Below are 21725 nucleotides of genomic sequence, written 5' to 3' on the forward strand. Positions count from 1 at the left end.
CTACTCCCTACTTTGTGAGTCTAATCACATTTTCTTGCTATACTTTAGCATATGTTTCAATGTGCGAACGGAGCAGGATTTTAACAACTCGTGAAGAATTCAGTAACAATGTATGACTTTTCATCAAAGGAGTGGATCATGTTGTCAAAGACAGCTTTAATCACCGGCGCCTCGATGGGCATCGGTCTAGACTTGGCCGTACTCGCCGCTCGCGACGGCTACGACTGTATTTTAGTATCTCGGAACGAACCACGATTGCATGAACTAAAAAAAGTACTTGAGACACGTTATCGCATCAACGTACATGTCTTTGCTCTAGATTTGGCAAAACATGGCGCAGCAGTCCGATTGACGACGATGATTGCCGAAGCTGGCCTCACTGTCGACTTTTTAATTAACAATGCCGGGTTTGGCACGTCCGGCGCATTCGCCGACCTTGATGCTGAGACAGAAGCCGACGAGGTCCGATTGAACGTCAATACGTTGACCGAACTGACGAAAGCCTATTTGCCTGGCATGCTCGAACGTGACCACGGATATGTGTTGAACGTTGCGTCCGTCGCTGCCTTCCAACCTGGTCCATATATGGCCGTCTATTACGCGACGAAAGCCTATGTCCTCTCATTCACTGAAGCGATTCATGCCGAAGTGAAAGGTAGTGGCGTGCATGTGAGTGTTTTATGCCCTGGCCCGACGGATACGAACTTCTTTAATCGTGCCGGGAGTGAATTATCATTCTCGAAAATGCCATCTCATCTCGTCGCCTTCTTCGGATACAAAGGGGTGATGAATAACAAGCGTGTGGTCATCCCTGGACTCTCTAATCAGTTATTGGTCGGGGTCGCCAAATTGATGCCACGAGCTCTCAGTCTCGAAGTATTACGTCGCGTCCAAAATCCGGCTGATGGAACACCTGCTGAATCGACCACATGAAAAAGGAGCGACCGCATCGGGTCGCTCCTTTTATGGTTCAGAGTGTAAGCGAGAGACGTTTACAAGCCGATATAGAAACACACCTGCCGGAATCATGGTCATCAGCGCTGTGGCGATGACGACTCCCCACGCCATGATGGCATCGAGCGTCAGGTCTCCCGATGTGAGCTGGTCCATGATACTCAGTTGTTCTACTGAGAGCACAATCATCAGTGCTGGCCACACGCTCGCCGCAAAGATACTGATCATGGCAAAACGGGCTCTCGTGTAACGTTTTGCCAATAGAATCAGATTTAACAAGATAAACAATAATCCTACGAGTAAAAACATGCCGACTTCAGTGAGATTGATATATGCACCCATCCGTCGTTCACCTCACTCAAAATGATTTGACTATTGTATATTTACCCGAATTGACGAAGGAATATGCGCTCAAACAAGGGACGGATTAAAATGAGGAAGACAACGTTCGATAGCCCATGTGCCAAGTCAAACGGGACGCTGAGTAGAAGTAGCTTCCAAAAGTCAGCTCCAATCACTTCTATGAACGCCAGATTTGTCGTCCATCCATATAAAAATCCAGAGAAAAAACCGAGCGTAAGGAAAAGGATACCTGACTTCATCCATATCGTTCGAAAACTGCTTACGAGCGTCACGACAAGGAGCCACCCCAAAAATTGATAGAAGACGAACGGTCCGATCCCGAGCAACAGACCCGACAAGATGGGTACGAAGAGTGCCAAGACCGCCGCAGCATTCAACCCAATACATAATGCGGTCAGCATCAAAATAGCTGTCGTCGGCTGTACGTTCGGAATCGTCATAAAGAGCCAACGCCCGATGACTGCGAGTGCCAAGAGCTGCACGAGCGGTTGAATCGGGAGGTCAGATTTCTCAAATCGATACAGCACCAGGATGGCAATCAGAATGGCGAGGACGTATGTGACCATAGCGTACTCCGTTCTTGAAAGATTGAGCGCTCACCTTGAAAGACCACGCGACCACTTGCAAGGTAAATCACGTCCGTCGCTTGGTCGACTAACGCCAAATCATGGGTCGCACAAAGCACGCGTGCTGATTCTGTCTTTTTCAAGAGCGCTTCAAGGAACGCCGTTCGCTCCCCATTCGTTAAATCCACCGTCGGTTCATCGAGCAAAAGGACGCTTGCCGGGTCGTTCAGGACGGCTTGTAGTTGAGCGATCCTCCGATTCGATTCTTTCGGAAACGGACCGTATTCCGTTTCGGCAGGAAGATAGGCAGCTCGCTCCCCCCGCTTCACCCGTCCACGAAGAGGGCGTCTGCTCCTTGCTAAAAGTTCGAGCAACGTCGATTTTCCACTTCCGTTCGTCCCAATACAGACGGTGAGGCCCGGTTCATTTATTTGGACCGTCACTTCTTCAATGGCATAAGTCGCCTGAAGCGGATGACGATAGGATACATCGGTCGCTTCAATCCTCGGTATCGTCTCCGATTGTCGGAAAGTGATTTTCATGTCTTCAGACGATTCTTGCGCCCGTTCCGTATAACCGATTTGAACACCGAGATCGGTTATACGACGGAATAGCATCTCTAGATGTTCTCGACGGAATTGATCGAGGTGGCGGAACGGTTCGATAAGTACAATTGCTTCGGGCTGATTTGATAGAGCATAAGCGACTTGTACAATCTGTTGTTCTCCGCTTGAACAGGCGTCAAACGCTTTTGGATATAGTGCATCGATTTGTAAGAGTGAGGCAAGTTCCGCTCCCCGAAGCGGGTCAACACCGGATAATAAATGACCAACTTTTCCTGAGAATGGTTGATTCATTCTGATGACTTGAGGACGATACCGTTCGATATATGCCTCGAACGAACCGTCAACGGTAGAAAGCCATTGCATCACGAACACCTCCTTTTGTGATGTATGGATAGATGAGCCATGGAATGATGGTCCATTCGATTGATACATAACCAATCAAGCCAATCGCAAGGAGTTGCAGAACATCCTCGGCCCGGAAGCGACGCATCGGCTCGACTGCAAATTTTGGCTCATGCCTTTGGCTCTTAATGCCATTCTCGATCGCTTCTCGCCAGGCTCCTTTCGGGTGACTTCTGAGCGACTGACGTACCGCCCGTTCCATCGAAGGAATAAGTGCCCACGCCCCGTACAAGAGGGAAGTTGAACGGGGCCATTTGGAGAGGAGTGGCAGCAATCGTTCCAATCGAACAATACGAGAAATCCACAACATGCCAAGTAAAAAAGTAGCCAACCTCAACAGCTGACGCCATATGTAAGAGAGCGATAACTCCCACCCGAACAATGCAGGGAAGACCGAAACGACAGCAAACGCAATCAATACGATGAGCATCGTCCACGGAAACCGACGTTCAAGCATGAGCAACAGGACAAGACCGACGACCAATACCGTGACATCTTGGATATACGTCAGGATGAATAGATGGCTGAATAGAAAGAAAAGGAGCGTGACAGGATGTCGCCGCTCCCAATCTGCCTCATTCGAAGAAAGCAATCGCATCTTCTTCAAACCGCCACTGAATGACGTCCGTCGATTCTACTTCTTTAGCACCGGCCCCTTCATCTCCGGGCGCACCATTAAAAGCAAATACCCAGCCTGACGATTGTCCTTCTGATTTTTCTTCGACGCCTTCGATTGCCGTCACGTACGACATGTCTCCGCTTCCTGTCACTTCGAGGTCAAGCCCTGTCGCTTTCAATGCGTCGAGCACGGTCGCATCATCTTCCAAACAGACGCTCTTCTCTTGATAGAGCGTCTCTTCCGTCGCCGCATTGTATACGGAAATGGTCGGACTTACATCGCACGCCTCTTGTTGGGCTTCTTCTCCGCCACATCCGACAAGAAGTGCGGTCGCTAATAGGGAAAAACTCAAATACCGTTTGATCATTCTGTCAAATCCTCTCGTTGATGTATCGAATAATTATATAGTATCGCAAAACGTTCGCCTGAACTTCGTCCTTCCTGTGTCAGTCCGACGAGTTGGATGCTGTTTGCGAGGACTGGTTCGCGCTGGAGCCAGAACTTGACCAGTTCATTGTCCCGATTGATCATGAGCATCGATTCGTTTTCGAACGTGTACATGTCATACAGCCCATCATAGGAAAGTTGTAACACTGGGGCAGAAACGACGTCAGTATACTCATCCCATGAAGGACCTCGTAACGTCGACAGCATGTGGTCGAATTCGACAAGCTTTTCAAAAAAGGCCTGTCCAGATTCTTTACGCAGTTCATCGACTTGTTCATACGAAAGTTGTCCTGAGCCGTATGTTACACGGATCTGTTGGAACGATTTGGCTCGTTCCACCATGAGTAAGTACTCAATGGATTGAACGTTCCCTTCTCGGTCGATCTGTAGTTTCCCACGATCTAATTTAATCGATTCACTATTGATTCGTTGTAACAATTTTTCAGTCATGTCATCAAACGATTCATCCGTGACCGAAACGGCGCCGATTTGTTGCGATTCGGAACGAAACCCGGATTGATCGAATAACGGGACAAAAAGCAAGACAAGAAAAAAGAAGAACCCTAACAGTGCCCCATACCATTTATACCGGCTGTTCTGTTTCGGAAAGAACAAAAAAGACAATAGAAAGCCAATCGGAATGTGAAAACCGCCGATGGGGAAAGACACGATTCCAAGCAGTGAATAAAATAAGAACTTTGGAAAAAAGTTCGCTTCCGGCTCTTTTAATTGATTCAATCGAATCCCTAATAGAACGCTGATTACTAAAAAGGCTGCCCATACATAGAGTTGAATGGTCACATCACTCCCCCACTGTATATTCTAAAAAGTCCGTCGCAACGAGACTCGATGGAAAATCCGACACAACTTCTTGAACAAATTCTTCCTCTCGTCCGACATAGCGTGCTGAGATGTGTGTCACAATCAGCTTGCCGACGGCGCACGCATTCGCTAGCGCGGTCGCTTCACGTGTCGTCGAGTGACCATACTTCCGAGCGAGCGCTTGTTCCGCCTCCATAAACGTCGCCTCGTGAACGAGGAGGTCTGCTCCATCCGCCAACTTCTGCGCGTTCTCACACGGGATTGTATCTCCTAAAATCGCTACGATTTTTCCCGGAATCGGTTCAGTGACGTATTCTTTAGAGTCATACCATTTTCCTTCAAATTCAAATCGGTCTGATTCTTTGATGGTTCGATAAATCGGTCCACTTGGAATACCGAGTTCTCTTACAAGATCGACGCGTAGCATGCCCGGTTTTTCTGGACCATCGATTCGGAAACCGAATGAAGGGAACCGATGCTCTAATTTTCGCACAGTGACGAGATGGTCGTCTTGTATGAATGTGTCCCCGTCCGAGTACTCGATCACGGTCAGCTCGTATCCTAGATGTGAGCCTGTGACACGCAAAGTAGCTTCAAGCCATTTTTTCAATCCTATTGGTCCATAGACGGTCAAGGGGGCGGTTCCATCGAGTGCCGAACGAGTCGATAAGAATCCAGGCAATCCGAATACATGGTCACCATGAAGATGCGTCACCCATACCGCTGTCACTTTTCTCGGTTTGATTTTCGTATAGAGCATTTGGTGTTGCGTGCCCTCGCCACAATCAATCAGCCAGGTCACGTTCGATAAATCGAGAGCTAGCCCCGATACGTTGCGCTGTTTCGAAGGCATCCCCGACCCAGTTCCTAAAAACTGTAACTTCATAAATATTTAATTCCTTTCTTCAAGCCGTTCCATGCTATACTTGACGTAATCGCTGAAAAGGATGTGATTTGTGATGACAAAGGCAGAACAACCCGAATCGATTTATGAGACGATTCGAGAACGCGCAGCTTTGATGAATCGCTTGCACCAACAGGAACAAGGCACCTCTATCCGCATTCACGACATAGCGATCGAACTTCATTGCACAGACGAGTTGATTTTAGAATCACTGGAGTTCGCAGCATAACGAGTACGAACACATACGAAGAGCCGACGAATGGTCGGCTCTTTTTTATTGCTTAGGTGATGCGACTTCTTCAACGATTGTCACGACATATTCGACGAGTTTATACAACTCTTCAAGTGGCATCCGTTCGTTCGTCGTATGAATCTCTTCATAGCCGACCGCCAAGTTGACTGTCGGGATTCCCCCACCGGCGATGACGTTCGCATCCGAACCGCCCCCTGAGTGTAAGATTCGAGTCGGACGTCCGATTGTCTGAGCCGCACGTTTCGCCACCTCAACGACTTCGTCCCCTTCCTCAAACTTGAATCCAGGATACATGATGTCGATGTCCACTTCGGCACGACCACCGAACGACTCAGCGACCTCGATGTACGCTTGTTTCATCGTTTCCGCCTGTTTCTCCATCTTCTCGTGGATGAGGGAACGGGCCTCAGCAAGAACTTCGACATAGTCACACACGATGTTTGTCGCGCGACCCCCTTCGAAACGTCCGATGTTGGCTGTCGTCTCTTCATCGATACGACCGAGCGGCATCTTCGCGATGGCTTTCGCTGCGATTTGAATCGCCGAGATTCCTTTTTCAGGTGCGACACCAGCATGAGCCGTCTTCCCGTAAATCTTCGCGTTCACTTTTGCTTGAGTCGGAGCGGCGACAATGATGTCTCCAACTGGTCCATCCGAATCAAGGGCAAAACCGAACTTCGCATCGATTTTCGATAAATCCAATACTTTCGCACCGACGAGACCTGATTCTTCCCCGACAGTGATCACGAACTGGATTTGACCATGTGGAATTTGTTTTTCTTTCAATACACGCACGAGTTCGATCATCGCAGTGAGGCCGGTCTTGTCGTCTGCTCCGAGAATCGTCGTACCATCCGTGACGACATATCCGTCTTTGATGCTCGTCTTGATTCCTTTACCTGGAGTGACCGTATCCATGTGAGCCGTAAAGTAAATCGGATCAACATTGTCTTTCGTTGCAGGCAACGTGATGATCAAGTTGTTACCAGAGTGTGCCGTCTTCGTTGATGCGTCGTCCTCGTAGACGTCGCAGCCAAGCTCTGTGAATACACCTTTCAAATGCTCACAGATGATCGCTTCTTCCTTCGTTTCTGAATCGATGCCGACCAATCCTAAAAATGTGTCGAGCACGCGTGTCTCGTTTACCATAAACAACATCCCTCCATCCAAACATTTCTTGACCATTATATCAAACTCCCCTGGATTGCACGAATCTTTTCCATTCTGTACAATGATGGCAAACACGTATATGGAGGCAGACCATGAAGAAAAAACAGAAAAGACGACAACGCATCATTCAAATCGGCGTCGTCGTCATCGTCTCAATCTTTTTAATCAGCACGTTTCTCTCGAGCATGACCATGTTCTTTTAAGAGCAAGATGTATCGCTCTTTCAAGATCAAGTAACTTTTTACATCAGATAAAATATTTAATAAGGATGAGCGTACCTCGAATTCCTCACGCGTCGTGGGGAGAGGTACGTTTTTTCGATAATGCTCAATCATCTCTTCAAGCTCCTGTAGAAAGACGGATGCATCGGCCTGCTCGTTCACATGGTCCCCGACTCGACGTAAGAACGTCGCGACCGGTTTCGCTTCATTGACGACCATCGTGATTTCTCTGGCGTTATCCGCGACTCGTTTGAGAATATCATACTGCCGTTCACGCATCCGGAAGTATAGATAGTCCATGTCTTCATTCCGCTTTCCGATTGAGTTTCCCATACGGCGAAGGGCTAAATCTTTCCCCTCTTTCAGATAGTCCCGTGTCTTGATGAGCATCATCGAGTGGTTGTTATAGACGCCCGTCTCAACACATGCCGCCACGTCATAAAACAGTACTGCGAGCGAGCGGTCGATATTCTCTTTAATCCGTACAATCTCACGGTCAAGCGTCGGCATGTACATGTTGACGACAAGCCCGACACCGACACCGATCGCAATGAGCAATAGCTCATTGATAAATAACTCCAGTGTAAACTGTGCCTCGGTGTAGAGGTGGGTCAAAATGACGACACTCGTAATGAGCCCGTCTTGCAGTTTCAATTGTTGTACGAGTGGAATGAAAATGACAAAATAAAGTGTGAGCGTCACCGGTGAATAGCCGAGTAGCGTGAACATCGCCGCACCCATTCCGATGGCGAGAAGACTTGCCATGACTCGTTCATAGGAGGCGCGAATCGATTTTTTACGCGTCTCTTGAATACTTAAAATGGCGATAATGGCTGCAAATACAAAATAATCGAGATGAATTGTTTCGGAAATGAGCATCGCGATACCTGCTGCGACCGCGGTCTTTAACGTCCGCGTTCCAATTTTCATACTAATTTCCCCCTTCTCCATCAAATTGTTGACTAAATCAACTCGTTTGGCAATTCAAAAGTTTGGAAGTGATTTGATTGAAACGAAAGAAAAGACTTAAGGTTTGGCCGATGATTGCGACACTTAGTCTCGCCATCGCAGCCTTTTTATGGATTCAATCTTCCCGTGAAGACACCTATACCGTCGAAACGGTGACGAATGGCGACCGTGTCACGAGGTCGTTCGAATCTCTCGCAGAAGCAAAACGATACATGACGGCCGGTAAGAACCGGACATTGTTCTCGCCCTCTGGAGAAGTACTCGATTTTACAGGTACCGGAGTCGTCGTCACTCCGAGTGATGCTATCACAAACTTATATAAAGATGCATCATTTAAAACACGACAATCCTATGTCGCTGGTGGCACGAGACTTCAACTAATTGAGCGCGGAGACGATCATCTTAAAGTACGTATCTCCGGGGCGGATGTGTATGTCAAACCGGATCAAATGGCGTTATTTCCTGAAGCAGTTGTGAAGAGACGTGGATTTTACGAGATTCGAGAAGGTGACGTCTACCATACGGTGGAAGCGAACGCCAATCTCGCCGGTACGTTCCTTGTAGGTCCGACAGAAAAAAACTCGGATGACCGTTTTTACACAGAACGTGTCCAAGACGTCTTCGATTCTCCTTATCAATTTGCATCGATTCGCAAGTCGTCCCCATATTCGGCTGACGAGTTTGATCAATATTTAAAATCCATCGATTCACCACTCGCTGGGGAAGGCAAGTCTTTTAAACGGGCAGAAGATACGTATAACATTAATGCCTTATTCCTGCTGGCGGTTGCCGGGCATGAGTCCCGATTTGGAACGTCCGATATCGCTCGGGACAAGCGGAACCTATTTGGGTTCCGCGCGACAGATGACGACCCGAGCGGGAATGCGACATCCTTTAAAACAATTGACGCCAGCGTACAAGCTGCTGCTGAATTGTTTGCGACTAAATATGTCACTGGGCCATATGCTCGTGGCGATTATCCTGGGAACAAGCAAGAAGGCATCAATATCTTCTATGCCTCCGATCCATACTGGGGTGAGAAAGTTGCCGGTACGATGTACACGATCGACCGTGAACTCGGTTTGAAGTACTTGAAAAAAATTCAATGAAAAGTAGCCCGGCTCATACGAGTCGGGCTGCTTGACGCTTCATTCGATTATAACTTCCATCTCTTGCTCATACAATTCGATGAGTCGATTGTTGTCGAGCACATGCTCACTTGACTGTTCGTAGCGGTCTGTGACGAGCGGAATCAAATCTTCCCACACGACCCATTTCACGTATTGATCGCGATAATAATCATGATTGAGCTGATACACGCTCATCTCTTTTGCCTCTGCATATCGTCTTTGAGACTCGACCACCGTCGCATCCGGTCCTTTTTCAATCCATTCATCGACTTCGTCACCCGTTATTACGATTCCATATTCGCTTTTCGCATGCTCCAACCATGCACGTTCAAAATCAGCTTGGTCTTTTGCACGGATTATAAGTTCCTTCACATCGATGGTTTCACCACTCTTCTTCATCTCCACGTACATTCGTTCTGCCAACTTTCGTTCGAAATCGTTATTGATTTGCGGAGCCAAATCGTTTTGAAACGTCTCAAGGATTTTCTTCAGTTCTTCGACCGTCGACTCAGAATAAACCTTTGTCTCAGTTTGGGTGAACATCTTATTTTCGACCTGTTCAGACATTTTCTTTGAATCAGATTGATCGATGAGCACAAACATTCCGACAATGATAAGTACGAATATGGTCAGCCCTGTAACGCGCTTCATGTTCCATCATCTCCTATTTTAAATTCACGTCATGGTTTTGAGTATCAATCGTTACATCATGTATATACTTCTCAAGTGAAAAGAATGATTCAACATCGAATGACATTTTGTTGAAGGAGTTTTACATCATAAGACGAATACGTAAAATGAACGACCATTCATTTTTGAGGGGGAATTAAGATGAAAACGATTTGGATTACCGGGGGATCGTCCGGCATGGGGAAAGCGATGGCATTAAAATTTAAACAGGAAGGATGGAACGTCGCTATCAGCGGTCGAAACGAGGAACGACTAGTAGAAGCGATGAACGATTTGAATTCAATCGATGCAGGTCAGGCGATGAGTGTGCAACATGACGTTCGTGACTATGAAGGATGCGCGAAAGCACTGGCTGACATCGTATCCGCTTATGGACCAGTACACGCACTCGTCAACAATGCTGCCGGAAATTTTGTCTGTCCGACTCTTGATTTATCTCCTAATGGTTGGGCAAGTGTCATCGACATCGTCTTGAACGGGACATTCAACTGCACCCATGTTCTCGGGAAACATTGGGAAGCAGATGAAATCCGTGGCGGCTCCATCATCAACATGGTCGCTTCCTATGCGTGGCAGGCAGGTCCTGGTGTCGCACCGAGTGCGGCAGCGAAAGCAGGCGTCTTGAACTTGACGCGAACACTCGCGGTTGAATGGGGCTATCAATTCGGCGCACGGGTCAATGCCATCAGTCCTGGACCGATTGAACGGACAGGCGGCGCTGAAAAGCTCGTCTCCCACGTGAAGGAAGTAGAGCGTATTCGCCGTAACGTCCCACTTGGACGTTTTGGGACACCGGAAGAGATCGCGGACCTCGCTTACTGGATGGCATCAGACGAGATGCGCTATTTAAACGGGGATTGCATCTCTCTTGACGGTGGTCATTGGTTGAACAAGCATCCATTCTAATCAAAAGGACGACCGAATATACTCGGTCGTCCTTTTATATGTCCACCCCATCCCATTCTTCATGAAACTGTTCTAGAAACTGCTGCATGAAAGCATGACGTGACATCGCTAGTTGTTTTGCTTTTGAGGTATGCATCATCGACGCCAGCTTCAACAGCTTGTCATGAAAATGTTGAATGGCACTCTCTTCCGACAAATCGAGCGGAGTTTTGCGAGAACCCGCGAACTGGAACGTTCGCGCAATCCCGATGGCCCCCATCGCATCAAGACGGTCGGCGTCTTGCAAGATTTCGCTTTCCCGGCTCGTCGGGGTCTTGCCTTTTGAGAAGGAGACCTCATCAATCACCGCCATCACCAATTCCACTTGCTCTTCAGTGATGTCAATTGAGGACAGATGCTGTTTGACGAGACCGTTCGGACGACCGAGCTTATGATCTTCCACGTCGTGTAAATATGCCGAGAGGAGAAGAACCGTCCGATTGACCGGTTCATCCTCCATTAAACGTTCCACTAGTCGGACGACACGCGTAATGTGGGCGACGTCATGACCCGACGCGTCATCTGCATGAATCGTTCCGATGAACTCTCGCGTCGCTTGAATCACGTCCATGCTTAAATCTCGATCGTCGTATTCGGTTCAATCAAGAGACCTCGACGGTGCAATTGGTCACAAAACGCCTGAGCATCTTGTTTAATCGGCGGGAACGTATCAAAGTGGATCGGAACGACACGTTTCGCTTGAAGCCACTGCGCCGCATCTAATGCGTCTGTTGGTCCCATCGTGAAGTTGTCTCCGATTGGAAGGAACGCGACATCGATTTCAAACCGTTCACCGTACATCTTCATATCGGAGAAGAGACTCGTGTCTCCAGCGTGGTAGAGCGTCAGTTCGTTCGTCTCGATGATGAATCCGGCAGGCATCCCCATATAGACCGGTGTATCCCCCATGTCAAAGCTCGAACTGTGGAACGCTTGGGTCATCGTGACACGCCCGAACGGAAAGGCATGACCTCCCCCGATGTTCATCCCGTGAACAGAGAAGCCTTTTTTCTCGTAATACGTTGCGAGTTCATGTGTCGCCACAATCGTCGCACCCGACGTTTTCGCAATCAATTCGACATCCTCGATATGATCGAAATGAGCATGTGTGAGCAACAAATAGTCCGGACGTAGTGTAGAAGGGTCTATTTCCGTATGAGGGTTACTCGTCAAAAATGGATCGATCAACACGTTTACGCCATCAATCTCAAATCCTACAGTCGCATGTCCATAATAGGTGATTTTCACGTGTATTCATCCTTCCTTCGTAAGTTCAGATTACAACACTTTCTCCAAGAAACGTTTCGCCCGGTCGGTTTGCGGATTCAACAACAGGTCAGCCGGTTTTCCTTCTTCCATGAGAATCCCTTCATCCAGGAAGAGGACGCGGTCTGCCACTTCACGGGCGAAGCCCATTTCGTGTGTGACGACGACCATCGTCATCCCAGTCTCAGCCAACCCTTTCATAACGTCGAGTACTTCATTGACCATCTCAGGGTCAAGTGCCGATGTCGGTTCATCGAACAACATGACGTTCGGTTCCATCGCCAAGGCACGCGCGATGGCGACACGCTGTTTTTGTCCACCCGAGAGTTGGCTCGGATAGGCATCGATTTTTTCAGAAAGGCCGACACGTTCGAGTAATTTCTTCGCACGTTCCAGCGCTTCCGCCTTGCTGACTTTTAAGACGTTGATTGGTGCATACGTCAAATTGTCCAATACGCTCATATGAGGGAACAAGTTGAACTGTTGGAATACCATCCCAATGTTTTGACGCGCCTTCGCGACGTTCGCCCCTTTTTTCGTGAGCTCGAATCCGTCGACACTGACCGTCCCGCTCGTTGGAATCTCAAGCATGTTCAAGCAGCGTAGAAAAGTCGATTTACCAGACCCGGACGGTCCGATGACAGCAACCACTTCACCACGTTCGATCGTCGTCGTGATTCCTTTTAACACTTCTAAGTCACCAAATTGTTTGTGTAGGTCTTTTACTTCGATCATCTTCCATCACTCTTTCTTAACCGTTTTTCTAGACGTTGTCCAAGATACGTCAAGATCATCACTATCGTAAAGTATATCACACCGGCGAATAGAAGCGGTTCGAAGTAGATTGCCTTCTGCCCACCGACGATTTGCGCACGACGCATGATATCGAGCACCCCAACCGTCGAGACGAGTGCAGACTCTTTCGTTAATGTGATCATCTCGTTCACAAGAGCAGGCAAGATGTTCTTGAACGCCTGTGGCAAGATGATGGAACGTAACTGTTTGACATATGGGACACCAAGAGCATCCGAAGCCTCCCACTGTCCTTTATCTACTGCTTGGATACCCGCTCGAATAATCTCTGAAATATACGCCCCCGAGTTGAGCGAGAATGCGATGACCGCTGACTGGTACGGTGTCGTGATATATCCCGTCAGTTGCGGCAATCCGAAGTGGATGATGGCGAGTTGCAAAATGAGTGGTGTCCCACGGAACACCGCCGTATAAGCATGTCCGATAAAGTTAATCAGACGATTCGGGACAATTTTTAATGTAGCGACAACAATCCCAAGTGAGATCCCAATCAATGCCGAGACGATCACCACTTGGAACATGACTGGAATCCCCTCAAGTATATAAGGGATCGAATCATAAATCCGGCTAAAATCCATAGTGAGTTCCTCCTAAAAAAGGGCTGACCGATTCATCTTCAGTCAGCCTCGTACGATTCATTATTCGGCTGGCGCAGCCTCTTCTTCAAACCATTTCTGTGCTAACTCTTCGATTTCTCCACTGTCGATCATCTTCTTCAACTCTTCGTTGAATTGATCGCGGAGTTCATCATCTTTACGGAAGGCAGCAGCAGAACCTGCTTCTTCTTCGTCCACAATTTCAAATGTCGTCAATTCACTATCTTGCTCGAGGTATTTTTTCGCGACCGTATCTTCGATGACCATCGCGTCAATACGTCCTGTCTTGATTTCTTGAATGATCTCAGGAATCTTGTTCAACGAGACGATCTCAGCATCTGTGATTTGATCTTGTGCAATCCCTTCTTGAATCGAACCGAGCTGGACTCCGATCTTTTTCCCCTTCAAGTCTTCAAGTGATTGAAGCGAATCATCTTTTGACAAGATCAAGTTCACCGCTGTGAAATAAATATCTGAGAAATCGGCATTTTCTTTACGCTCTTCTGTCGGAGTCATCCCCGCCATTACGAAGTCGACTCGACCTGCATTGAGGGCTCCAAGTAAGCTTCCGAAATCCATATCTTCAATTTTCAATTCATATCCCATGTTCTCTGCCACTTTTTTGGCGATATCGATATCAAATCCGACAATCTCGTCGCCATTCGCTGTATCGACGAACTCATATGGGAAGTAATCGGCACTTGTACCCATGACGATGACTTTGTCATCCTCACCATCGGTCGATGTCGATCCTCCTTCGTTCACGTCTGCCCCACACGCGACTGAGAACGCGGCCAGTCCTGCTAAACATAATGCTAGAAAACCTTTTTTCATCTTCATCTCCCTTTCATAGTTGAATAATAATTATCAGAACATTAACAAAATTATGACATATGTGTGAACGTAGCTCAACTGTTCTATGACACATCAGTTGTCCGACTTGTGTCTTCAACCACTATATACACATAATTATTACTTGTAAAGTATATTCATGCAAATTATATAAAAAAGAAGGTCACATTCGCTCGAAAGCGAAATATGTGACCGTTCCATTGTCGCGTGACCCATACGGTTGCACCTGTTTGACCGAAGTCATCGGGATGGCACTATACACATGTGGATAACGTTCTCCATCCTCATCCAATTCATAATGTAGCAACTGACCAAGTCGGTTGACGTGTAACGATACGAGAACGACCGCTTCACCCGAATACGACTTTTTGACGACCTTTCCAATCTGTTGCGGCGTACAACATTTAATCGTCCCTTCAGATTGAAGTGACGGTTCATTGATTTCACCGCGTGACAGGGCAATCATATATTCTGCCTCCGTCATGATTTTGATGACTGGTTCCATATACCCTGCCCCTTTTCACAAAAGCGCAAAGGCAGTGCCTTTGCGCCGATGCTTGATTATGCGAAGTAGATGTCGAACAATGTTTGCAATTGGTCGACGAGCTCTTCAGCAGTCGATGACTCGATTTCACTACGCTCTACCATCGTCACGATGTTGCCATCCTCAAGAAGTGCGATTGACGGTGAAGACGGTGCATATCCTTCAAAATACTCACGTGCACGATCTGTCGCTTCACGGTCTTGACCAGCAAACACGGTCACGAAATGGTCAGGCTTCACACCTTCCATCTTGTTGACGTATGCCGCAGCTGGACGAGCAATCCCGCCTGCACACCCACAAACCGAGTTGACGAGGACGAGTGTCTTCCCTTCTTTTTTAAGCGCTCCGTCTACTTCTTCCGGTGTCGTGAGCTCTGTGTATCCTGCAGCACGTACTTCGTTACGCGCTTGTTCGACTACATCTTGAAAATATAATTGAAAATCCATGTTGTTTCCCCTTTCGACATTTCGTCTGTACTCCCTTATTTTACGTCTTGTTCCACCTCGAGGACAAGTCTATCGCTCAATTCCCGTTCTAAGAACGGGTCTGCCCCTAACATCTGTTTGAAAGCAAGGTAACGTGCCTTCGTCTCTGCGCTCGCCTGACGGTTCGTCAAGTAGGCACGAATCATGATATTTTTCGGCGTATGCTCGAGGTCGATGAATTCGAGCAGCTGGGCATCATACCCGACAAGTCCAAGCAGTTCAGCCCGAATGGAATCGGTCGCGAGTGAGGCGAACCGTTCTTTGATCAAGCCATGTTGGAGCATCACGGCTAAATTCGACGCTTGAATTTGACGATTCAATTCCTTTTGACAACACGGAACGCTCAAGATGACTTTCGCGCCCCAGCGGACGGCACGTGCCAACGCCATGTCTGTCGCCACATCACATGCATGAAGGGTCACGACCATATCAACAGCTGTTTCCCCTTCATATTCATTAATGTCTCCGACTAAAAATTCGAGCCGTTCATATCCAAGATCTTTCGCAATCGATGCACACTCTTCAATGACCTCTTTCTTCAAATCGAGCCCTGTGATATGGACGTCATATCCTTTCATCTCATGAAGGAAATGATAGAGCGCGAACGTCAAATACGACTTCCCTGATCCGAAATCCAAGATTCGAACGGTACGGTCTGCCGGCAAGTATTTCAGTGAATCCTCAATGAACTCGAGGAAACGATTGATCTGTTTGAACTTGTCATACTTTTGACGCTTCACTTTTCCGTCCGTTGACTGAATGCCGAGTCGAATGAGAAACGGAACTGGCTCGTCGAGTGGAAGCACGTACTGTTTTTCCCTATTGTGGCTCAGTTGAACTTCTTTTTGAGCCGTCTGCTTTTCTTTCAATGTCACTTTGAACTTTTTAGATAATTGGAACTGGATGTCGGAATCTTTTAACTGAAACTGTCCTTGTCGGAACGTTTCGAGAAGCTCATTCACTTCCGTGACAGCCTCATCTGGTGTCAAGTTTTTATGGTTCATCACCCGCTCATACTGATACTCGAACTGGATATGATACGCATTTCGTAGCATAACCGGTTTCAATTTGACCCGTCTGAGATCGCTAGATTTTTGACGGGGTTGACTGATGGTCGCCGACACGAGATGATTTGATTGTAAGACGTCTGCGAGACGCTCTTGTAACGCTTTATATTCCAATGGATTCAATCCTTTTTTAGAAATTTTGAAACATATCGTTTCACCTGTCCGTACATACTATTACACGAAGACGACGTTACGTCAAAGGAGGATACACATATGTTTAAAAAGATTTTATCATCAATCGGAATCGGTGCCGCAAAAGTCGACACACGTTTGAATGAAAGCCACTGTTCACCCGGTGGAGAACTCACTGGAGTCGTCCATATCGAAGGCGGTTCGGTCGAACAATCCGTCGACAGTATCTATCTCTTCTTCAATACGTTGTATAAACATGAGGTGAACGATAAGTCGACATACTCGACGTTCACGATTGAAAAAATCTTATTGAATGAAGCACCGTTTATGATTGGTCCTGGAGAAGTGAAAGAAATTCCGTTCACAGTCAACGTCCCGTTCAATACGCCACTCTCTGTGAGCCAATCAAAATCATGGATTGAAACGGGCCTTGATATCGCCCAAGCCGTCGATCCAAAAGATGAAGATGCGATCACCGTACAACCGAATGCGGCTCAACAAGTCATATTAGATGCGATGGACGAGCTCGGATTCCGTTTGAAGAAAGCCGACACGGAGATGCTCCCGGCACGTCATCGTTCGGGACGTCTTCCGATTGCCCAAGAACTCGAGTATTCAGCGAACGGTTCGCGATTCGGTCGCCAGTTAGACGAGGTAGAAGTTGTGATTCTACAAGGCGAGGATGCCATCGAATTGCTCATTCAAGTCGACCGCAGTGTCCACGACCTCGGAAGTCTCTTTGCTGACTTGACGGGAACGGACGAGTCGACTCATCGTGTACGCTATGACGCTGCACGTTTATCAGTAGCTGAAGTTCGTCGCGACATCGAATCGATGATTGAACAATCGATTTAAGGAAATCACTGACACGCCATTTCTATGAATGGCGTGTTTTTCTGAGGTATTGAATTTAAGCATCCATTTTTTTACAATGATCATATGGAATAAACCCTTTTCTGGAGGTGACTACATCTTGTTTGCTTTAATAATGATTGGGAGTCTTGGTCTTGCAACGCTTGCCTTACCGATTCTAGAGACCAGTCTTTCTGAGTCACTCGCCTATTTCACGCTTGGTGGACTCGAAGTGCTGATTGGTTTGATTGCCATGTATCTCATGCGAAATCCGTCGACAAACGCCTTATCATTCATGAAGTTCATGCCCTATCTTGTACTATTGATTCATTTCCCTACCTCACTCCTTTTGCTTTGGATTTCTTCGGTCAGACATGATGGGGTTTCTGCATTTTCATTAAACTATATTTTTATATACTGAATGTTCCTTCTCGTGTTCGTCGTAGTCAGCAGATTGACGTACCGTGTCCATCAACGACGATTCGAAGGTGCATGATTAGAAAGGATGATTCTACATTGGATCTACTTCAATTTTTTTACGACCGAGCAATTCCACTCACACTATTCACGACACTCGGCCTATTCAGTCTTATGTTTGCGTTCGCACTATATAAATCCAAACCACGACTCTCCAAAGGACTCGTCACAATAGGCATGTCCTTGTCGTTTCTTCTCTTACTGATCTCAGCCGCAAGCTTCGTCTTCACGGTATTCCTTGGCTATAACTCATAAGAAATGGAGGCACCCCACTGGGAGCGCCTCCATTTTTTAATCAATATACGGTATATGTGTTTGGGTCAATCGACTCGAGCGATTGTTTGATCGCTTGTAAGAACTGACCTGCGACGAGACCGTCAAGGACACGATGGTCGACAGACATACAAAGGTTGACCATATCGCGTGCCGCAAACATTCCATTCATCCAGACCGGACGCTTCACAATCGACTCGACCGATAGGATTGCCGCTTGTGGGTAATTCAAGATTGGTGCCGATTGAATCGAACCAAACGCACCTGTGTTGTTGATGGTGAATGTCCCACCACGCATCTCTTCAGCCTTCAAGCGGTTCTCACGCGCTCGCGTTGCCACGTCTTGAAGGGAAACGGCTAGTCCTTTAATATTCTTCTCATCCGCTTGGCGAATGACCGGTACGTAAAGGGCGTCGTTTGCCGCGACGGCTACCGAGAGATGGATGTCTTGGTGAACTTTGATGTGATCTCCTGCCCACTCCGAATTCATCATCGGATACTTCTTCAATGCTTCGATGGCTGCCTTCATGAAGAATGGCATGAACGTCAATTTGACGCCTTCCCGTTTCATGAACTCATCTTTTAACTTTGCACGGGCTTCGACGAGGTTCGTCACATCTACTTCAATCATGAGCCATGCGTGTGGAGCCTCGTGTTTCGAGCGGACCATATTGTTCGCAATCGCTTGACGTACCCCGGCTGTAGGAATCGATTCATAACGGCCAGATGAAGTCGATGATGATGCGACCGGTTGTGACGGTTCAACGACAGGACGTGGTGCCTCAGTCGGAACGTCCAACTTCGTCTGTACCATCGTCTCTTGGACAGGCGCTTGTGTCGCTTGCTCAGAAGTCGATGCCGGACGTCCTTCTGATAAGTAACGAAGAATATCTTTCCGCGTGATCCGACCGCCTAGACCGCTTCCGCTCAGTTCATTCAAATCGATATCATTCTCGTTGGCGAGTCGGATGACAGCAGGAGAGTATCGACCGTTTCCACTTTGTTTTTTCGGTGCAGTGGCGACAGCTTGCTTAGAGACGGATTCTGCAGGTGCCGTTTCTGCAATCGGTTCGGTCTTCGTCTCAACTGCCGCTTCCTCCGCGCTCTCGACTTCCATCGTCAATACCGGTGTCCCGACGCTGACGGTCTCCCCTTCTGGAATGAGAAACTCTTTGACGACTCCTGCGCTAGTCGCCGGAATCTCTGCCGTCACTTTGTCCGTCATGACTTCCGCGAGTGGTTCATATTCTTCCACACGGTCTCCCGGTTTGACGAGATAGGTCGTGATCGTGCCTTCTGTCACACTTTCCCCAAGTTGGGGCATGGTAATCGTTTGTTCCATGGAGATGCCTCCTTAAAACGCCGCGAGCTGACGCGCCCGCTCGACAATTTTTTCTGGGGATACGATAAAGAATTTTTCCATAGGTGGTGCATACGGCATTGCCGGCACATCGGGGCCAGCCAAACGCTCAATCGGCGCATCGAGTTCGAAAAGCGCCTTCTCCGCGATAATCGCCGCCACTTCTCCGATGATGCTTCCTTCTTTGTTGTCCTCCGTCACGAGTAACACTTTACCCGTCTTCTTGACCGATTCGATGATCGCTTCTTGGTCGAGCGGGTAGACGGTACGAAGATCGAGGATGTGCGTGCTGATTCCTTCTTCTTCGAGCGTTTTCGCAGCCTCTTGTGCCATATGCACGCAAAGACCGTACGTGATGATCGTGATATCGTCACCTTCTCGTTTGACAGCGGCCTTACCAATTTCAACCGTGTATTCGTCCGTCGGCAATTCCGCCTTCAAAAGACGATAGGCACGCTTATGTTCAAAGAAAAGAACAGGGTCGTTCGAACGGATTGCTGCTTTCAACAATCCCTTCGCATCGACAGGGTCAGATGGAATGACGACTTTAAGACCTGGCGTCGAACTGAACATCGCCTCGACTGATTGCGAGTGATAGAGAGCCCCGTGAATACCCCCACCGAAAGGAGCACGGATGACCATCGGACATGTCCAATCGTTGTTTGAACGGTATCGAATTTTTGCCGCTTCTGAAACGATTTGGTTCACTGCTGGCATGATAAAGTCTGCGAATTGCATTTCTGCGATCGGTCGCATGCCGTACATGGCAGCCCCGACTCCGACTCCGGCAATCGCACTCTCAGCGAGCGGTGCGTCGATGACACGATCCTCTCCATATTTTTCAATCAACCCTTGTGTGGCACGGAATACACCACCACGAACGCCGACGTCTTCCCCGACGACGAAGACGTTTTCGTCGCGCTCCATTTCCTCATGAATCGCTTCATTGATCGCTTCGATAAACGTTTTCATCATTTTTCCTCCTCATAGACGTAATCCAGTGCAGATTCAGGCGATGCATACGGTGCTTTGTCCGCATATGTCGTCGCTTCATTCACTTCAGCATCGATTTGTGCATCGATTTCAGCAAGTGTATCCGCCGTTGCGATTCCGTCGTTCACAAGTCGTTGACGGAACAATTGAATGCCGTCCCGCTCTTTTAACCCTGCCAATTCTTCTGCTGAACGGTATGCTTTGTCATCATCATCTGATGAGTGTGGCACGAGACGTTCAACTTCTGCTTCGATTAGCGTCGGTCCTTCTCCGCGAAGTGCACGTTCACGCGCTTCCTTCACGACCGCATAGACAGCGATCGGGTCTGTCCCGTCGACTGTCACACCTGGCATGCCATATCCTTTCGCTCGATCTGACACGCGCTCGCATGCCAACTGTTTTGTAAGTGGAACCGAGATTGCATACTTGTTGTTCTCACAGAACAAGATGACCGGCAACTTATGGACACCTGCAAAGTTTGCGCCTTCATGAAAATCTCCTTGGTTCGAAGACCCTTCCCCGAACGAGACGAATGTAACGAGCTCTTCCTTTTTCATCTTCGCCGCAAGTGCAATTCCGACTGCATGTGGGACTTGTGTCGTGACCGGAGACGAACCCGTTACGATGCGATGCTCTTTCGAGCCGAAGTGACCAGGCATCTGACGACCACCTGAGTTTGGATCTTCCGCTTTCGCGAATGCCGATAACATTAAATCTTTTGATGTTTGACCGAAGTGAAGGACGACCGCCACATCACGATAGTAAGGTAGGACATAATCAATCCCTTTCTCGAGGGCGAACGCCGCACCAACTTGCGCCGCTTCTTGTCCTTGACATGAGACGACGAATGGGATTTTCCCGGCGCGGTTCAACTTCCACATCCGTTCATCAATTTTACGGGCACGAACCATCGTTTCGTACATCGCCAATAAATCTTGTTTTGTTAAACCAAGCTCTTCATATGAGTTTACAGTCATTTGTTCCATCCTTGTTC

Annotated in this window: 27 protein-coding genes; 6 read left to right on the plus strand and 21 right to left on the minus strand. The window is 47.9% G+C overall.

Annotation, left to right across the window (positions count from 1 at the left end; genetic code table 11):
* The first annotated feature begins 138 nt into the window (after positions 1–138).
* On the plus strand, positions 139–933 hold the full coding sequence (locus KNO72_RS04745; RefSeq protein WP_214757398.1) for an SDR family NAD(P)-dependent oxidoreductase: 795 nt from the start codon (positions 139–141) through the stop codon (positions 931–933).
* 30 nt (positions 934–963) lie between these two features.
* Here the strand turns inward: KNO72_RS04745 and KNO72_RS04750 are convergent, their stop codons facing one another.
* The 7 genes from KNO72_RS04750 to rnz are packed head-to-tail and all read right to left on the minus strand — an operon-like array spanning position 964 to position 5625.
* The gene (locus tag KNO72_RS04750; RefSeq protein ID WP_214730558.1) at positions 964–1296 is read right to left on the minus strand and encodes a hypothetical protein; all 333 of its coding nucleotides are present in this window, start codon (positions 1294–1296) and stop codon (positions 964–966) included.
* Between the two features lie 41 nt (positions 1297–1337).
* Positions 1338–1883 (minus strand): hypothetical protein, encoded by a 546-nt coding sequence (locus tag KNO72_RS04755; RefSeq protein ID WP_214757400.1) that lies wholly within the window; start codon positions 1881–1883, stop codon positions 1338–1340.
* Complete coding sequence (locus KNO72_RS04760) at positions 1856–2812, minus strand: ATP-binding cassette domain-containing protein (protein WP_214757402.1); 957 nt, start codon at positions 2810–2812, stop codon at positions 1856–1858. The genes KNO72_RS04755 and KNO72_RS04760 overlap by 28 nt, the downstream gene beginning before the upstream one ends.
* A complete protein-coding gene (locus KNO72_RS04765) occupies positions 2790–3449 on the minus strand; it encodes a hypothetical protein (RefSeq protein WP_214757404.1) in 660 nt (219 codons plus the stop codon). The genes KNO72_RS04760 and KNO72_RS04765 overlap by 23 nt, the downstream gene beginning before the upstream one ends.
* Positions 3427–3837, minus strand: coding sequence for a DUF4430 domain-containing protein (locus KNO72_RS04770; protein WP_078147082.1), 411 nt, complete (start codon positions 3835–3837; stop codon positions 3427–3429). The genes KNO72_RS04765 and KNO72_RS04770 overlap by 23 nt, the downstream gene beginning before the upstream one ends.
* Entirely contained in the window at positions 3834–4718 is an 885-nt protein-coding gene (locus KNO72_RS04775) for a hypothetical protein (protein ID WP_214757406.1), read from the minus strand. Before KNO72_RS04775 ends, KNO72_RS04770 begins: the two co-directional genes overlap by 4 nt.
* 1 nt (position 4719) lies before the next feature.
* Positions 4720–5625, minus strand: coding sequence for a ribonuclease Z (gene rnz, locus KNO72_RS04780; protein WP_214757408.1), 906 nt, complete (start codon positions 5623–5625; stop codon positions 4720–4722).
* 73 nt (positions 5626–5698) lie between these two features.
* Here rnz and KNO72_RS04785 point away from each other — a divergent pair, with 73 nt between their 5' ends.
* Entirely contained in the window at positions 5699–5872 is a 174-nt protein-coding gene (locus KNO72_RS04785) for a hypothetical protein (RefSeq protein ID WP_012726540.1), read from the plus strand.
* A 45-nt stretch (positions 5873–5917) separates the two neighbouring features.
* Here the strand turns inward: KNO72_RS04785 and KNO72_RS04790 are convergent, their stop codons facing one another.
* Both KNO72_RS04790 and KNO72_RS04795 read right to left on the minus strand, forming a co-directional pair.
* Positions 5918–7045, minus strand: coding sequence for a M20/M25/M40 family metallo-hydrolase (locus KNO72_RS04790; protein ID WP_078147934.1), 1128 nt, complete (start codon positions 7043–7045; stop codon positions 5918–5920).
* Positions 7046–7227: 182 nt separating this feature from the next.
* On the minus strand, positions 7228–8217 hold the full coding sequence (locus tag KNO72_RS04795; RefSeq protein WP_214684049.1) for an aromatic acid exporter family protein: 990 nt from the start codon (positions 8215–8217) through the stop codon (positions 7228–7230).
* A gap of 77 nt (positions 8218–8294) precedes the next feature.
* Between KNO72_RS04795 and KNO72_RS04800 the strand changes: the two genes are divergently transcribed.
* Complete coding sequence (locus KNO72_RS04800; RefSeq protein ID WP_251028274.1) at positions 8295–9365, plus strand: N-acetylglucosaminidase; 1071 nt, start codon at positions 8295–8297, stop codon at positions 9363–9365.
* Between the two features lie 39 nt (positions 9366–9404).
* Here the strand turns inward: KNO72_RS04800 and KNO72_RS04805 are convergent, their stop codons facing one another.
* The gene (locus KNO72_RS04805) at positions 9405–10037 is read right to left on the minus strand and encodes a hypothetical protein (RefSeq protein ID WP_214757410.1); all 633 of its coding nucleotides are present in this window, start codon (positions 10035–10037) and stop codon (positions 9405–9407) included.
* A 180-nt stretch (positions 10038–10217) separates the two neighbouring features.
* Here KNO72_RS04805 and fadH point away from each other — a divergent pair, with 180 nt between their 5' ends.
* Complete coding sequence (gene fadH / locus KNO72_RS04810; RefSeq protein WP_214757412.1) at positions 10218–10982, plus strand: 2,4-dienoyl-CoA reductase; 765 nt, start codon at positions 10218–10220, stop codon at positions 10980–10982.
* Between the two features lie 34 nt (positions 10983–11016).
* On the opposite strand, the gene KNO72_RS04815 is transcribed toward fadH, so the two are convergent.
* From KNO72_RS04815 to KNO72_RS04850, 8 genes are all read right to left on the minus strand, one after another.
* Complete coding sequence (locus KNO72_RS04815) at positions 11017–11592, minus strand: HD domain-containing protein (protein ID WP_078147087.1); 576 nt, start codon at positions 11590–11592, stop codon at positions 11017–11019.
* A 2-nt stretch (positions 11593–11594) separates the two neighbouring features.
* Positions 11595–12269: a metal-dependent hydrolase gene (locus KNO72_RS04820; protein ID WP_214757414.1), complete on the minus strand. Its 675-nt coding sequence runs from the start codon at positions 12267–12269 to the stop codon at positions 11595–11597.
* A gap of 30 nt (positions 12270–12299) precedes the next feature.
* Positions 12300–13022 (minus strand): amino acid ABC transporter ATP-binding protein, encoded by a 723-nt coding sequence (locus KNO72_RS04825; RefSeq protein WP_031423364.1) that lies wholly within the window; start codon positions 13020–13022, stop codon positions 12300–12302.
* On the minus strand, positions 13019–13678 hold the full coding sequence (locus KNO72_RS04830; RefSeq protein ID WP_012726548.1) for an amino acid ABC transporter permease: 660 nt from the start codon (positions 13676–13678) through the stop codon (positions 13019–13021). Before KNO72_RS04830 ends, KNO72_RS04825 begins: the two co-directional genes overlap by 4 nt.
* A 60-nt stretch (positions 13679–13738) precedes the next feature.
* The gene (locus KNO72_RS04835; RefSeq protein ID WP_012726549.1) at positions 13739–14530 is read right to left on the minus strand and encodes a transporter substrate-binding domain-containing protein; all 792 of its coding nucleotides are present in this window, start codon (positions 14528–14530) and stop codon (positions 13739–13741) included.
* Positions 14531–14711: 181 nt separating this feature from the next.
* Positions 14712–15053 carry a DUF952 domain-containing protein gene (locus KNO72_RS04840; protein ID WP_074036735.1) on the minus strand — a complete coding sequence of 114 codons (342 nt, stop codon included), beginning with the start codon at positions 15051–15053 and terminating at the stop codon, positions 14712–14714.
* Positions 15054–15109: 56 nt separating this feature from the next.
* Positions 15110–15538, minus strand: a complete 429-nt coding sequence (locus KNO72_RS04845) for a BrxA/BrxB family bacilliredoxin (RefSeq protein WP_012726551.1) — start codon at positions 15536–15538, stop codon at positions 15110–15112.
* Positions 15539–15573: 35 nt separating this feature from the next.
* Positions 15574–16758 (minus strand): class I SAM-dependent methyltransferase, encoded by a 1185-nt coding sequence (locus tag KNO72_RS04850; RefSeq protein WP_214730542.1) that lies wholly within the window; start codon positions 16756–16758, stop codon positions 15574–15576.
* Between the two features lie 99 nt (positions 16759–16857).
* Between KNO72_RS04850 and KNO72_RS04855 the strand changes: the two genes are divergently transcribed.
* Together KNO72_RS04855 and KNO72_RS04860 are read left to right on the plus strand one after the other, a co-directional pair.
* Positions 16858–17631, plus strand: coding sequence for a sporulation protein (locus KNO72_RS04855; protein WP_214730540.1), 774 nt, complete (start codon positions 16858–16860; stop codon positions 17629–17631).
* 118 nt (positions 17632–17749) lie between these two features.
* On the plus strand, positions 17750–18049 hold the full coding sequence (locus KNO72_RS04860) for a hypothetical protein (protein ID WP_214730538.1): 300 nt from the start codon (positions 17750–17752) through the stop codon (positions 18047–18049).
* A 351-nt stretch (positions 18050–18400) separates the two neighbouring features.
* Here KNO72_RS04860 and KNO72_RS04865 read toward each other — a convergent pair whose 3' ends face one another.
* Genes KNO72_RS04865 through KNO72_RS04875 form a run of 3 tightly spaced genes read right to left on the minus strand, consistent with a single transcriptional unit; the run spans position 18401 to position 21717 of the window.
* On the minus strand, positions 18401–19720 hold the full coding sequence (locus tag KNO72_RS04865) for a dihydrolipoamide acetyltransferase family protein (protein ID WP_214730536.1): 1320 nt from the start codon (positions 19718–19720) through the stop codon (positions 18401–18403).
* A gap of 12 nt (positions 19721–19732) precedes the next feature.
* Positions 19733–20710: an alpha-ketoacid dehydrogenase subunit beta gene (locus KNO72_RS04870; protein ID WP_214730534.1), complete on the minus strand. Its 978-nt coding sequence runs from the start codon at positions 20708–20710 to the stop codon at positions 19733–19735.
* Positions 20710–21717 carry a thiamine pyrophosphate-dependent dehydrogenase E1 component subunit alpha gene (locus tag KNO72_RS04875; protein ID WP_371815832.1) on the minus strand — a complete coding sequence of 336 codons (1008 nt, stop codon included), beginning with the start codon at positions 21715–21717 and terminating at the stop codon, positions 20710–20712. Before KNO72_RS04875 ends, KNO72_RS04870 begins: the two co-directional genes overlap by 1 nt.
* Positions 21718–21725: the final 8 nt, after the last annotated feature.

Source organism: Exiguobacterium sp. s123, assembly GCF_018617075.1.
GTDB lineage: Bacteria > Bacillota > Bacilli > Exiguobacteriales > Exiguobacteriaceae > Exiguobacterium > Exiguobacterium profundum.